Annotated in this window: 14 protein-coding genes; all 14 read right to left on the bottom strand. The window is 38.7% G+C overall.

Annotated features, from left to right (window positions below; genetic code table 11):
* Positions 1–84: 84 nt before the first annotated feature.
* Positions 85–168: a stage V sporulation protein SpoVM gene (gene spoVM, locus QFZ28_RS20865; RefSeq protein WP_035445740.1), complete on the bottom strand. Its 84-nt coding sequence runs from the start codon at positions 166–168 to the stop codon at positions 85–87.
* A gap of 96 nt (positions 169–264) precedes the next feature.
* Complete coding sequence (locus QFZ28_RS20870) at positions 265–912, bottom strand: thiamine diphosphokinase (protein ID WP_307196426.1); 648 nt, start codon at positions 910–912, stop codon at positions 265–267.
* A 58-nt stretch (positions 913–970) separates the two neighbouring features.
* Positions 971–1,615: a ribulose-phosphate 3-epimerase gene (gene rpe / locus QFZ28_RS20875; RefSeq protein WP_307196427.1), complete on the bottom strand. Its 645-nt coding sequence runs from the start codon at positions 1,613–1,615 to the stop codon at positions 971–973.
* 1 nt (position 1,616) lies between these two features.
* The gene (gene rsgA / locus QFZ28_RS20880) at positions 1,617–2,498 is read right to left on the bottom strand and encodes a ribosome small subunit-dependent GTPase A (protein WP_307196428.1); all 882 of its coding nucleotides are present in this window, start codon (positions 2,496–2,498) and stop codon (positions 1,617–1,619) included.
* A 42-nt stretch (positions 2,499–2,540) separates the two neighbouring features.
* Complete coding sequence (gene pknB, locus QFZ28_RS20885; RefSeq protein WP_307196429.1) at positions 2,541–4,502, bottom strand: Stk1 family PASTA domain-containing Ser/Thr kinase; 1,962 nt, start codon at positions 4,500–4,502, stop codon at positions 2,541–2,543.
* Positions 4,502–5,254 (bottom strand): Stp1/IreP family PP2C-type Ser/Thr phosphatase, encoded by a 753-nt coding sequence (locus QFZ28_RS20890; RefSeq protein ID WP_307196430.1) that lies wholly within the window; start codon positions 5,252–5,254, stop codon positions 4,502–4,504. The genes pknB and QFZ28_RS20890 overlap by 1 nt, the downstream gene beginning before the upstream one ends.
* Before the next feature lie 5 nt (positions 5,255–5,259).
* Entirely contained in the window at positions 5,260–6,351 is a 1,092-nt protein-coding gene (rlmN, locus tag QFZ28_RS20895; protein WP_373428095.1) for a 23S rRNA (adenine(2503)-C(2))-methyltransferase RlmN, read from the bottom strand.
* 3 nt (positions 6,352–6,354) lie between these two features.
* Entirely contained in the window at positions 6,355–7,704 is a 1,350-nt protein-coding gene (rsmB, locus tag QFZ28_RS20900) for a 16S rRNA (cytosine(967)-C(5))-methyltransferase RsmB (protein WP_307196431.1), read from the bottom strand.
* Position 7,705: 1 nt separating this feature from the next.
* Complete coding sequence (gene fmt / locus QFZ28_RS20905; protein WP_307196432.1) at positions 7,706–8,650, bottom strand: methionyl-tRNA formyltransferase; 945 nt, start codon at positions 8,648–8,650, stop codon at positions 7,706–7,708.
* Positions 8,647–9,132 (bottom strand): peptide deformylase, encoded by a 486-nt coding sequence (gene def, locus QFZ28_RS20910; RefSeq protein WP_307196433.1) that lies wholly within the window; start codon positions 9,130–9,132, stop codon positions 8,647–8,649. The genes fmt and def overlap by 4 nt, the downstream gene beginning before the upstream one ends.
* Before the next feature lie 118 nt (positions 9,133–9,250).
* Positions 9,251–11,662, bottom strand: a complete 2,412-nt coding sequence (priA, locus tag QFZ28_RS20915; RefSeq protein ID WP_307196434.1) for a primosomal protein N' — start codon at positions 11,660–11,662, stop codon at positions 9,251–9,253.
* Entirely contained in the window at positions 11,649–12,872 is a 1,224-nt protein-coding gene (gene coaBC, locus QFZ28_RS20920; RefSeq protein ID WP_307196435.1) for a bifunctional phosphopantothenoylcysteine decarboxylase/phosphopantothenate--cysteine ligase CoaBC, read from the bottom strand. The genes priA and coaBC overlap by 14 nt, the downstream gene beginning before the upstream one ends.
* 137 nt (positions 12,873–13,009) lie before the next feature.
* On the bottom strand, positions 13,010–13,255 hold the full coding sequence (gene rpoZ / locus QFZ28_RS20925; RefSeq protein ID WP_307196436.1) for a DNA-directed RNA polymerase subunit omega: 246 nt from the start codon (positions 13,253–13,255) through the stop codon (positions 13,010–13,012).
* A complete protein-coding gene (gene gmk, locus QFZ28_RS20930; protein ID WP_307196437.1) occupies positions 13,256–13,870 on the bottom strand; it encodes a guanylate kinase in 615 nt (204 codons plus the stop codon).
* Positions 13,871–13,874: the final 4 nt, after the last annotated feature.

The raw sequence follows: 13,874 nt of genomic DNA on the forward strand, positions 1-13,874 counted from the left end.
CATAAGGGTGCCCTTTCTTACTATCTTTCCCATATTTCCTCAAAATAAAAAAGCACCCATAAAATAGGTGCTTAAACAAATTCTCTATTCATTCTTTTTAAATGCACCAATCATCGCTCGGACAAGTCCACCTAAAAACTTTGGCAGTTTAATTGTATAAAACTTCATAATGTCCCTCCTCACCATCTCACACATCTAACTTCTCTCGTACGCCCTTACTATTTTATTCAAACGGACGAAATCAGTACCTCTAAAATAAGCAATTTAATCGTTACTTCTTATCACTAATAATATGCCTTCCGAAAATGAAAAAGTACCATGATCACTAATAAGTTCATTACTAATACATAGTGTAGAGCCGATGGAAATATGACGGTTTTTTAACGGATATTTAAAGCCACGAAGAGTGAGACCTTTTACTTCAAGGGTTAGAGGAACAAAAGAAATATACTTTTTATCTACCCTCATTTCAATTTTATAACTTCCCGGTCCTTTTAATGATAAAATATTTTGATTATCAATAAGAACAATGTTAATATGATTTTTTTCCAATACGGGCTTAACCAATAAGTGTACATTCGCTAGGAAATGGTCTAATCTCCCTCCAGTGGCTCCAAAAATCCGAATTAAAACAGGCTCTTGTTTTACGGCCCAATTTAAAGCGAGCTCCATATCTGTTTCATTTTTTTCGGGCTCATACCTTTTCATTTCCTTTACATGACCTTCAATTACCAGCAATTCTTCTTTAGAAACAGAATCGAAGTCTCCAAAAGCAAGTGCTGGTGTAATCTTCTTATTAATAAGAGTATATACCCCTCGATCGACGCCAACCCAAATATCATTATCACTATAATATTCATGTAAATTGGGAAGAAATTCTTCAGGACCACCTGCTAATATATTTATATTCATATAGTAACCCCCTTTTTTGCTACGAAAAAAGCCAGCATTTAAGCCGGCTTTTTACCATTTATCCTCTTATTAATGAGATGGCTGCTGCGTAGTCCTCTTGATCGTAAATAGCAGATCCAGCAACAAGAACATTAGCCCCTGCTTCTACACACAGTTTTGCAGTTTCAGGATTTACTCCGCCATCTATTTCAATTTCAAGTTCTTTTCCTATTGAGTCTGCCATTTCCTTTACTTGTTTAATTTTAGGAAGGACTTCAGGTATGAATTTTTGACCGCCGAACCCCGGATTAACGGACATTAACAACACCATATCAATATCTCTTAAAATATGCTGTATTGTATGAACAGGAGTCGCCGGATTCAACACTACTCCTGCTTTAATCCCAAATGATTTTATATGATGAATTGTCCGATGAAGGTGCCGGCAAGCTTCAACATGTACAGTAATATAATCTGCTCCAGCTTTAGCAAAGGCTTCGATATATTGATCAGGGTTATCAATCATTAGATGTACATCCAGCGGAAGCTTTGTAACGGGACGAATTGCTTCCACAATCAATGGTCCTATCGTAATGTTGGGAACGAAATGTCCATCCATTACATCTACATGGATATAGTCTGCTCCAGCCTTTTCAACTGCAACGATTTCTTCACCTAATTTGGAGAAATCAGCAGAAAGGATGGAAGGTGCAATTTTAAGCATTTTAATACCTCGGCTTTCTATCTTTTATTTCTTGAAGGAAATCAACATAATGTTGATAGCGATAATGAGTAATGGACCCTGATTCAACGGCTGCTTTCACTGCACATTTAGGCTCACTAATATGTAAACAGGCTCGAAATTTACAATGTTCACTTTCTCGTGCCATCTCCGGAAAGCAATGTGTTAACTCCTCGGCCTCAATATCGGTGAATTCCAAAGAACTGAATCCTGGTGTATCAGCAATAAGGCCATTACCGATACGAATTAACTCAACATGCCGGGTGGTGTGCTTTCCTCTGCCTAAATGTGAGGAAATATCGTTGGTTTTTAGTTCAAGATCAGGTCGTAAGACATTTAAAAGTGAGGATTTTCCGACGCCTGATTGACCAGCAAAAACTGATATTTTATCTTCGACATGTGGAGTTAAACCTTCAATACCTGCTTCTGTTTCGGATGAAGTAAGTAATACTTCATAACCAATGTTTCTGTAATGATCAGCATATTCATTAATGGCCTGCTTTTCGTTGTCATTTGTCAAATCCATCTTTGTAATGCAAATCAAAGGTTTAATATGATTATATTCCACAAGGACAAGAAAACGGTCCAATAGAACGGTACTAAATTCAGGTTCGACAGCGGAAAAGACGAGAATGGCCTGATCGACATTCGCAATAGGCGGACGAACCAGTTCATTCTTCCTTTCCTTCACTTCCATAATATAACCATCGCGTTCATTCTCGGCCTGAAAAATAACTTCATCGCCGACTAGTGGAGTAATCTTGTTTTTTCGAAAAACCCCTCTTCCCCGACATTGAATCATTACTCCATCATGAATTACGTAGTAAAAACCACTTAATGCTTTTACAATTTTCCCTTCAGGCATAGCCACACTCCTTGCCTTTTCTTCGCATTATATTTTTACGATTTAAGATTCTGGATATTTAACTGGCTCATCCGCAACTACCGTACTATCTCTTATAACTTTATATCCAGCTTCGCCTTCATATGGAACTAAGAGCTCAATTGTCATTTTTCTTGTTGCTGTTATCGTAAAGGTTTCCGCTGGAGTTGTCATACTGCGATTTGCATCTTGAATGTAAATGAGAACCTTTTGTTCTTGATTTGGCTGGGTACCTGTATATTCAATGGTTATATCAATTGGTACAGTTATATGTGGTTTCTCTTCCTTACCTTTTGAAATAACGACCGAAACCGTATCACCTTTTTTCATCTGAGTTCCAGGCTCAGGTGACTGAGATATGATATTACCAGCAGGAATGGTATCGTCATATCTCTCCTCAGAAGCGTCGAGAGTAAGACCGACAGAATCAACGTAATCCTGTGCACCTTTAGTATTTGATAGTTTTAAGTCTTTTAGGACAATTTTTTCCGGTCCCTTGCTAACCTCAAATTCTAAAACCGTTTCTTCAGGGACCACTTCCTCACCGCTTCCAGGGTTTTGACTTAGGATTGTACCCGGTTCACTATCATCAAAGACCTCAGTTTTTTCAATATCCCTAAAATTCTTATTTTCCAATAATCGAATTACATCATCATATTTGCGATCTGTATAATCCGATAATTCAAATTTCTCTTTTCCAATACTGATATATATAGTGATTGGTGAATCTTCCTTTACGGTGATTCCTTCTTCGGGATTGGTTTTTATTACCTTTCCTTCTTCTATTTCATCATGCGGGCTCTCAATTTCTTCATCCACCTGAAGACCGGCAGCTTCAATTTTTGCAATCGCCTCATCTAATTCCAAACCACTTACATCAGGGATAGCGATATCTTTAGGTGCTATTAATTTAGGTAGTAGTGTGATAGTAAATAGCCCTATTAAGGCTAATATGATAAAAGTAGAAATTAATATAAAAGGCCACTTTTTACGTTTTTTCTGTTCTTTACCATTATTTGCAGGAGCAATATTTCCATTGTTTTTATCCTGACTATGGATTAAAGTTTCATCAAGATTTTGAAATGGTCGTTCGTTCGTGATCACTGGGATTGCTTTCGTTGCTTCATCATCGATAGGAATAACAAATTTGGCTTCATTTAGCCTGTTAGAATCGAGTGCCGTTCTTAAATCGTCCTCCATTTCATCTACACTGTTATACCGATGAAAGGAGTCCTTAGCAGTCGCCTTTAACACGATATTTTCAACACTTTGTGGAACGTTCGGATTCCACCTTCTTACGGAAGGAGTTTCTGATTGTAAATGCTTTAAGGCAATGGAAACTGCAGATTCACCAGAAAAGGGCAGTCTTCCTGTTAATAATTCAAACATGACGATTCCGAGGGAATAAATATCTGATTTTCTATTTGCCATGCCCCCGCGTGCTTGTTCAGGTGATAAATAGTGAACAGAACCCAAAACAGAATTTGTTTGGGTAATACTAGTTGCACTTAACGCCATCGCAATGCCGAAATCAGTTATTTTCACATTTCCAAAACGGTCAACAAGAATATTTTGCGGCTTAATATCCCTGTGGATAATATGGTTTTGATGAGCATGAGAAATAGCAGATGTTAATTGTTTCATAATATCAATTGTTTCGGCAACTTGTAATGGTGAATTCTGTTGTATGTATTGTTTAAGCGTTTGACCTTCAACATATTCCATTACAATAAAATAAAGATCATTCTCTTCTCCCACATCATAAATACTTACAATACTTGGGTGAGCTAAACTTGTCGCCGATTGTGCTTCCCTGCGAAACCTGCGAATAAATTCATCATCATTGGCAAAATCAAGACGGAGCATTTTCACGGCAACATCACGGTCTAGAATCATGTCGTGGGCTAAATAGACATTTGCCATCCCGCCGCCGCCAATCATTTCTAAGACTTTATATCGACCGCTTAAACGTTTTCCAATCAACATTATAAATCACCCTCGCCGGTATCAGAAAACTCTACAATCGCCACTGAAATGTTATCCTCGCCGCCACGCTCATTTGCGATAGAAATAAGCATAGTTGCTTTTTCCTCTAAGTCAAAATCGTTCTTAAGAATTTCAGCCATTTCCCCTTCACGTACTTTGTTCGAAAGTCCGTCAGAGCATAATAAAAGGTTGTCCCCTTCTTCAAAAGTAATGGTTTTAATGTCTATGTTTACATTCGGCTCAGTTCCAAGAGCCCTCATGATAACATTCTTTCTTGGATGATGTTCGGCATCCTCTTTAGATATTTGCCCTGTGCGAACTAATTCATTAACTAAAGTATGATCTTCAGTCAATTGCTGAAATCCCGATTCATTTAATATATAACTACGACTGTCTCCGACATGTGCAATTGTAGCAAATAGATGTGTAGTAATTACAGCTTCAATGGTTGTACCCATTCCATCACATTCATCATGGTTGAGTGAATGGTCAAATAACACTCTATTCACTTGAATAATTCTTGATTTTAACCATTCTTCCGCTTGTTCTGCAGTTTGAATCCCTTGGGATTCCTCCCACATCTCCTTTAAAGAGGTTATTGTCATGTTACTTGCCACGTCACCAGCCCGGTGACCGCCCATACCATCTGCTACGATGGCAAGGCGCTGCCCGTCTCGATTTAAAAATATACCAACACTATCTTCGTTATTCTTTCGAATTCTCCCTACATCCGTCTTATACACAGCTCTCAACGCTGTCACCTCGTCTCTTCTTTTCGCTCCTTTGCACGAAGTTGTCCACATGCTGCGTCAATGTCGTGACCTTGCTCCCGGCGAATGGTTACATTAATACCGCGATTTTTGAGTGTTTTTTCAAATGCGAAGATTTTATCCTTAGGGGTCCGTACATAGTCCCTCTCAGGAACATAGTTAACAGGAATTAGATTAACATGGCATTTTAGACCTTTTAATAAGGATGCTAATTCTTCTGCATGTTCAACAGAATCGTTAACACCGCCAAAAAGTCCGTATTCAAAACTAATCCGGCGTCCCGTCTTATCGATATAATACCGTACAGATTTCATTAAGTCATCTAGTTTATATGCTCTGTTGATAGGCATTAACCGAGATCTTAATTCAGTGTTAGGCGCATGAAGTGAAATTGCAAAATTTATCTGCATATTTTCATCTGCAAATTGATAAATCTTTGGAACAATACCACTAGTGGATACTGTTATATGACGTGCACCAATCATCAATCCTTTATCATGATTAATGATTTTAAGAAATGACATCATATTATCATAATTGTCGAAGGGTTCACCAATTCCCATAATCACTACAGAGCTCACACGCTCGTCTGTTTCGTCAAGAGCTTGCTGTACCGTTACAACCTGAGCAACAATTTCACCAGCTTCTAAATGACGCTTTAGTCCTCCAAGTGTTGAAGCACAGAAGGTACAGCCAATCCGGCAGCCAACTTGCGTTGTTACACACACAGAATTCCCGTAATCATGCCGCATTAAAACAGTCTCAATTGAGTATCCATCGTGCAATTCAAACAGAAATTTAATGGTACCGTCAGAAGAGGATTGTTTTATTACCGTTTTTAATGTTGTGATTTGAAAATTGTCAGAAAGCTTATCACGTAGGCTTTTTGATAAATTATTCATATCTTCAAACGAAGTTATTCTTTTTTTGTATAGCCAGTCATAGATTTGTTCTGCCCGGAAAGGCTTTTCACCATTATTTGTCAGCCATTCCTTGAGTTCATGAAGCTGCAGGGAATAAATAGAAGTTTTTTTCATGTCCAATGTTGTATTGTTCTCAGTTGTATTTAGTTGTTCCAACTGTTACACCTTCTTTCTTAAGCATGCGATAAAGAAACCGTCGGAGCCAATATCCTGGGGAAGTATTTGTAAAAATCCTTCTGTTACCAGGGGTTGGATTGCCTCAGGCATTCGTTCTTTTAATGAAGTATCTATCTCAAATTCAGGATGTTCTTGTAAAAACTTCAAGACAGTCCCTTCATTTTCTTCCTTATCTACTGTACACGTACTGTAGACAAGAATTCCACCTTTTTTCACTAAAGGTGAGACAGAGTTTAATAAATTTTGTTGAATGGTACTTAATTGATAAAGATCTTGTTCTTTTTTGGTATATTTCATGTCAGGTTTTCTTCTCATAACACCCAGTCCTGAGCACGGGGCATCGAGAAGGATTCTATCAAAATATTCCTCTTGAAACTGTTCTCCTGCCTTGCGTGAATCCATTGTTATTGTCCTTATATTGCCCAAACCTAAACGTTTAGCATTTTCATTAATTAATTTTACTTTATGTTCATGTAAATCGAGCGAGATTACTCCACCAGTTAATTTCATTGTTTCTGCAATATGAGTAGTTTTCCCGCCAGGAGCGGCACAGGCATCCAAAATCAATTCGTTTTCATTTGGAGCTAGTGCATAGGCTGCGAGCATTGAACTTTCATCCTGTATGGTAATCATGCCTTTTTTAAATGCCCTTGAAAACGCCAAATTCCCTCTCAATGCTCTAATAGCTTCAGGAATAACAGGACTTTTTTCCACAAGAAAGCCTTCCTCATCAAGATCCTCAATCACTTCTCGGACGGTCGTCTTTGTTAGATTTACTCTAGCTGTTTGCAGTGGTGCCGTTAAGTTGACCTCACACATTTCTTTCGTTCTTTCATATCCAAATTGGTCAACCCACCTCTTAACAAGCCATTCTGGGTGGCTCGTTTCAATTGATATTTTTTCAATTGGATCACTAACCCCTTCAAACGATGGAAGTCCCTCACGCTGAATACTTCTCAGTACACCATTCACCATTCCAGCAATCCCTTTGTGACCTCGCTTTTTAGCAATTTCGACTGCTTCAAATATGGCCGCTCTATCGGGAATTTTATCAAGGTATACCATTTGATAGAGGGTAATCCTTAATAGCTGATGCACCCAGCTTTCCAACTTTTTGCTATTTTTAATAAAGGGCTTTAGAAAGAAGTCTAATGCCATCCTTCTTTGTAATGTTCCATATGTTAATTCTGTTAGTAAACCAATATCAATTGAGGGAATGTTGTTTTTCTCAATGGTACTATTCAACAGCAAGTTACTGTATGATTGGTTCTTTTCAATGTTTTCGAGTAATTCCACCGCTGCTTCACGTACATTTTTCTTTTTATTCGTCATTTTATTCTCCCAATCTGCTGCCTACTAAGATTTTCGATCCCGTACCTCTGTAAAACTCTTCACCCGTCATTTTTGTTTTTCCAGAAGGCTGCAGTTCTTTAATCTTAATAGCTGTTTCATTACCCGTTGATATAGTTAGACCATCAGGTTCATTTTTTATGACAGTCCCAGGCACCTCAATCCCTGTACCTTTTACCTTTTCTGAACGCCAGATTTTCACCGTTTGACCATCAAGGGTTGTAAAAGCAACTGGCCAAGGGTTTAATCCGCGGATATGATTATAAATTTCTTCGCCCGTTTTGGACCAATCAATCTTTTCCTGCTCACGCTTAATATTATAAGCAAATGTTGCTTTCTCATTATCCTGAGGAATAGGCGTTAATTTTCCTTCTAGTAAATTTGGCAAAGTTTCAGATAAAAGGGCAGCCCCAGCCTTACTTAACTTTGTATGAAGAGTGCCTACGTTATCTTCTTCGGTAATCTCTACTTCACTTTGAGTTAATATGTCACCTGCGTCCAGCTTTTCAATCATATACATAATGGTGATCCCAGTTTTCTTTTTACCTTGAATAAGTGCATAATGAATGGGTGCACCGCCGCGAAGTTCGGGAAGAAGTGACGCATGGACATTAATACAGCCATGTGCTGGTGCTTTTAATATTTCATTCGGCAAAATTTGTCCAAAAGCAGCTGTAATAATCAAATCGGGATTTAAAGAAAGAATTTTTTCTATTTCCTCTTTTTGACGAATTTTTTCAGGCTGATAGACAGGGATTCCATGCTTTAACGCTTCGACTTTGACAGGCGGCGGCGTTAGTACTTTTTTTCTGCCAACTGGCCTATCCGGCTGGGTAACGACACCGATCACCTCATAACCGTCTTCTATAATTCTTTGCAAAACAGGTACTGAAAAGTCTGGGGTACCCATAAAAACGATTCTCGTCATTCACTTTCTACTCCTTTTAACTCATCTTCTTCGAGATACCGGCTTACCTTTGATGTGAATAATACCCCGTCTAAATGATCCATTTCATGCTGTATCGCTCTCGCGAGAAATCCCTCTGCCTCGAGCGTGAATTTTTTTCCTTTGCGGTTAAATGCCTCAATTTTTACATAATTTGGTCTGGTTACTTCTCCAAAAAGGTCTGGAAAGCTTAAACACCCTTCTGGACCGGTTTGCTCTCCTGATGTATTGATAATATGAGGATTGATCATCTCAATCGTACCTGATTCATCATCAATATCAACGATTGCAATTTGTTCATCTATCCCAATTTGCGGGGCAGCTAGGCCAACACCATCGTGTTCAATCATAGTGTCATACATATCATCAAGCAATTTAGCAAGCTTTCTGTCAAACTTGACAACAGGCGTGCATTTTTTTTCAAGTACCTCTGCAGGGTACATAACAATTTTTCGTATAGCCAAAGGTGTTCCTCCATCTAAATCGTAGTTGTCCGATTTTTTTCTCTTTTTGATTAATTACTATACATTTTCACCCAAATTACTCTATCATAACCTTTTATATCAATGATATTTCCTTATCTTACATTAAAATAAATGGGTTTACGTCGATTGACACGAGTAATCCACTTTTTGGGTCGGCTTGATATTGGTCGAGTATGGCTTTTAGTGTTTTATTAAGCTCGGGTTCACGCTTGTATTTTATTAGGCAATGATAGCGGTAGCGGTTATTAATCCGCGGGATTGGTGAGGCCGCAGGCCCTAGAACTACGGCTTGATTGGATAGCCGTGACCTGACAAAAGCGGCAATTTTTTCCGTAGCCGAAACGACGGTTATTAATTCTTCATGACTAATGGTAATTAAGGCCAAATAATAAAACGGCGGGTAATGATGAGCTTTTCTCATCATCATTTCCCTGTGGTAAAAGCGATCAAAATCCTGCGTTCCGGCCAGTTCTACACTATAGTGCTCCGGAGTATAAGTTTGGATAATGACTTCCCCGGGTAACTCATGGCGCCCCGCCCTGCCACTAACTTGTGTTAATAATTGAAAGGTTTTCTCAGATGAACGGAAATCAGGTAAATGGAGCATCGTATCTGCTGATAGAACGCCGACAAGTGTAATATTAGGAAAGTCCAGTCCTTTTGCAATCATTTGCGTACCTAATAGTATATCTGCTTTACCTTCGTGAAACTCCTTTAACAGCCTCTCATGGGCTCCCTTTTGTCCTGTTGTATCCACATCCATACGAATTACTTTTGCTTCAGGAAGAATTTTCCCTAGTTCATCTTCAACCTTTTGTGTTCCTGTACCAAAATAGCGGATGTAGTCACTTGAACACTCAGGGCACTGACTGGGTACATGGCTCTCAAAACCGCAATAATGGCATTTCATTTGTTCCTTAACCTTGTGATAGGTTAAGGAGATATCACAATTAGGACAATTCATTACATACCCGCAATCCCTGCACATAACAAAAGATGAATGTCCGCGTTTATTTAGAAATAGTACGGACTGCTCTTTTCTTTCAATTCTTTCTTTAAGCAATTCAAACAACTTTCTCGAGAACATTGACCGATTTCCCGCTCTAAGTTCTTCACGCATATCAATAATTTCAACCGCCGGCAGTGCTCTCTTATTCATTCGGTTTGGCAGGGATAATAGTTTATAAACCCCTTTTTGTGCTCTTGCAAAAGACTCAAGTGATGGAGTTGCACTTCCAAGTACAACTGGGCAATTATTTTTTTGGGCTCGTTCAACGGCCACATCCCGTGCATGATAGCGTGGCATTTCTTCCTGTTTATAACTTGTTTCATGTTCCTCATCAATAATAATGATTCCCAGGTTCTCAAATGGAGCAAAGATGGCTGACCTTGCACCGACCACCACTTTAACCTCTTTACGTTGAATCTTCCGCCATTCATCATATTTTTCACCGGCAGAGAGTCCGCTGTGTAATACAGCTACTAAATTTCCAAAACGGCCCTTAAAGCGATTTACCATTTGAGGAGTCAACGCAATTTCTGGTACTAGTACAATCGCTTCTCTACCTTTTTCAATAACATCCTGAATGGTTTGTAAATAAATTTCGGTTTTCCCGCTGCCAGTTACCCCATAAAGTAAAAAAACCTCATGGAGTTTATTTTCAATACTATCAAGAATTGGAACCATCGCTCGTTGCTGATCTTCTGTTAAGAGCAGGTGCTCGGTGCGAGTAAAAGTCCGATTTTCATAAGGGTCCCGATAAACTTCCATGTCTTTCTCAGCAAGAAATCCTTTTTCAACGAGTGCTTTTACGGTTGATGAGGAAATATTTAATAGTGATAACAAATGCCTCAATTCCACCGGATCACTGTGCTCAACAAAATACTTTAATACTTCTTTTTGTTTTTCTGCTTTTGGAGGCAGGCCATTTTGGGCTGCTTCTAAATCTCTTGAGGAAAGCAGCGGGATAACATACTTTAATTTCTTTTTCTTGAGTCTTTCTTTCACCACATAAATAACTTCTAACAGACCTTTAGCAGCTTCTCTTTGAAGAATGGGAACAAGACCGTTATTTAATGCATCATCCCAGTTAATAGCTTCTTCATTTTTAAATGCTTCTTGAAGTTGGGCAGGTAAATGACTTGGTTCTACTCCCGCGGAAAGCTTAACTTTCTTTTCGTACTTCGCTTTTAATGCTGCGGGGAGCATTGCCTGAAAGGCATAAATCTTAAAGCACAAGGTATTTTCTGTCAGCCAATTACCAAGATCAAGTAACTCGTAAGTTAGAACAGGTTGTAGGTCCATCGGTTCGATAATTTCACGGAGTTTCTTAAATTCAGATTCTGCTTTTATCTCAGTAACAAAACCTTGAATTTTCCTTGGACCAAAGGGGACAATCACCCTCATTCCAGGCTTAATCGTTTCAAGCCATTGGGATGGAATTAAGTAATCAAAAGCCCTATCCGTTTGTTTTGCGGGCACATCAACAATAACACTAGCAACTTTCATTTGATTCCAAATCCTTTGGCAATACAATGATTTCTTCAATAATTTTGTGTGCAACCTCAAGCTTTGACATTAAAGGTAGCTCAATCTTGGTTCCGTCACGCTTAAAAAGCGTCACGATGTTTGTATCTCTGCCAAATCCTGCACCTTCTGCCTTTACATTATTAGCTACAATCATATCTGCATTTTTGGCTTTTAATTTTTTTACTGCGTATTCTTCGACATTCTCAGTCTCCGCTGCAAATCCAATTAGGATTTTGTTTCTCTTCTTGGTTCCAAGTTCAGATAATATATCTTTCGTTCTTTCAAGTTCAATCACTTTGTCCCCGGGCTGCTTTTTCATTTTATGTTCATAAGAAACCTTAGGAGTGTAATCCGCTACTGCTGCTGTTTTGATAATAATATCGGCACCAACAAAGTTGTTCATGACTGCATGATACATCTCATCTGCACTCTCAATTTTAACAATATCCACACCAGGCGGTGGAGATAATTGTACCGGACCAGAAACTAATATAACCTTTGCGCCCGCTTTTTTTGCTGCTTCGGCCAGAGCATATCCCATTTTTCCAGTAGAATGGTTCGTAATAAACCGGACGGGGTCGATCTTTTCCCTTGTTGGACCAGCAGTAATTAAAACGGTTTTCCCTTTTAACTTCAAAGAGCTTTTATTAAAAAAATGCTGCTTGGTTAGTTCAACAATTTTCTCAGGCTCCTCTAGACGCCCCTTGCCTACATAGCCACAAGCTAAATAGCCCTCACTTGGTTCAATAAATTGGTAACCGTAAGAGGCCAAAATTGATAGGTTCTTTTTCACTGCTGGATGGTCATACATATGTACATTCATCGCCGGAGCAATCCAAACTGGAGCAGTTGCGGCAAGTAAGGTGGTGGTAATCATATTATCAGCAATGCCATTTGCCAGCTTACCTATTGTATTGGCTGTTGCTGGCGCCACAAGTACTAAATCTGCCCAATCAGCTAAATCGATGTGTGAGATTACAGTGGGATTTTTTTCTTCAAAAGTATCGGTATACACATCATTTCGGGATAACGCCTGAAAAGTTAAAGGGGAAACAAATTTTGCAGCAGAGTCACTAAGTATTACCTTTACCTTGGCACCAGCTTGGACAAGTTTGCTTGTTAAAGCTGCAGCTTTATATACCGCAATTCCACCAGACACACATAATAAAATCTTTTTATCCAACATCATCGTATCCCCCACTTCTATTCCACAAGTATCTATTCTTTTATTATGCTAGAAACACTTTATTTTTTCATCTTTTTCAACCGCTTTTCGACAAAAAATAAAAAAGGCTGACATCTCTTGCTGTCAGACCTTCTCACTTTTTACTTGCCTATATTGCTATCTTTACCGTAAATCGCACCTGTTTCTGATTTTTTTGGAACTCGGTATGTCAGCTCTCCGCTGTAGATTTCCTCTAATGCTTTTCCTACATGTTTATAAGAAACATATTTAGTTAATCTTTCATCACGTGTTTGCTGCATGGAGCGGGCACGTTTTGCTGCAACAGAAACTAGTGAGTATTTTGAGTCAATTTTATTAAGTAATGAGTCAATCGAAGGATATAACATTTATTCGACCTCCAGTAATTTTTTATATCGGTGTTCTACACGTTCCCGTCGGCAATGTTCCGCGACAACAATGGCTTTTACCCGTTCACATGCCAATTCTACTTGATCATTTTCTACAACATAATCGTATAATTCCATCATTTCAATTTCATCACGTGCTGATAACATCCGATTGTTGATCAACTCTTCTGTTTCTGTACCTCTTGTAACAATCCGATTCTTTAACTCGGAAAGACTGGGAGGCATTAAGAAAATAAATAAACCTTCAGGAAATTTCTCCCTAACCTGTCGCGCACCCTTTACCTCGATTTCTAGAAATACATCTTTCCCAGCATCTAAGGTTTCACGTACATAATCTACAGGTGTACCATAATAATTCCCAACGAATTCTGCATACTCTAAGAGTTTACCTTGCTCAATTAATTTTTCGAATTCTTCACGTGACTTAAAAAAATAATCAACCCCATTTACTTCCCCTGGGCGAGGCGCACGGGTTGTTGCGGATATTGAGTATTCAAAAGCCGTGTCCGGATGGGAAAATATTTCTTTTCTAACCGTTCCTTTTCCGACACCAGATGGACCAGAAAATACGATAAGTAATCCTTTTTCCTGCATTTTC

Origin of the sequence: Neobacillus niacini, assembly GCF_030817695.1 — a bacterium.
GTDB classification, from domain to species: Bacteria; Bacillota; Bacilli; order Bacillales; family Cytobacillaceae; genus Neobacillus; species Neobacillus niacini_F.

Bases quoted from the DNA above. Each gene is read 5' to 3' on its own strand.
- fmt (WP_307196432.1), bottom strand. From the start codon at position 8,650: ATGACGAGAATCGTTTTTATGGGTACCCCAGACTTTTCAGTACCTGTT.
- priA (WP_307196434.1), bottom strand. From the start codon at position 11,662: ATGAAAGTTGCTAGTGTTATTGTTGATGTGCCCGCAAAACAAACGGAT.
- coaBC (WP_307196435.1), bottom strand. From the start codon at position 12,872: ATGATGTTGGATAAAAAGATTTTATTATGTGTGTCTGGTGGAATTGCG.
- rsmB (WP_307196431.1), bottom strand. From the start codon at position 7,704: ATGACGAATAAAAAGAAAAATGTACGTGAAGCAGCGGTGGAATTACTC.
- gmk (WP_307196437.1), bottom strand. From the start codon at position 13,870: ATGCAGGAAAAAGGATTACTTATCGTATTTTCTGGTCCATCTGGTGTC.
- rpoZ (WP_307196436.1), bottom strand. From the start codon at position 13,255: ATGTTATATCCTTCGATTGACTCATTACTTAATAAAATTGACTCAAAA.
- QFZ28_RS20870 (WP_307196426.1), bottom strand. From the start codon at position 912: ATGAATATAAATATATTAGCAGGTGGTCCTGAAGAATTTCTTCCCAAT.
- rpe (WP_307196427.1), bottom strand. From the start codon at position 1,615: ATGCTTAAAATTGCACCTTCCATCCTTTCTGCTGATTTCTCCAAATTA.
- pknB (WP_307196429.1), bottom strand. From the start codon at position 4,502: ATGTTGATTGGAAAACGTTTAAGCGGTCGATATAAAGTCTTAGAAATG.
- spoVM (WP_035445740.1), bottom strand. From the start codon at position 168: ATGAAGTTTTATACAATTAAACTGCCAAAGTTTTTAGGTGGACTTGTC.
- rsgA (WP_307196428.1), bottom strand. From the start codon at position 2,498: ATGCCTGAAGGGAAAATTGTAAAAGCATTAAGTGGTTTTTACTACGTA.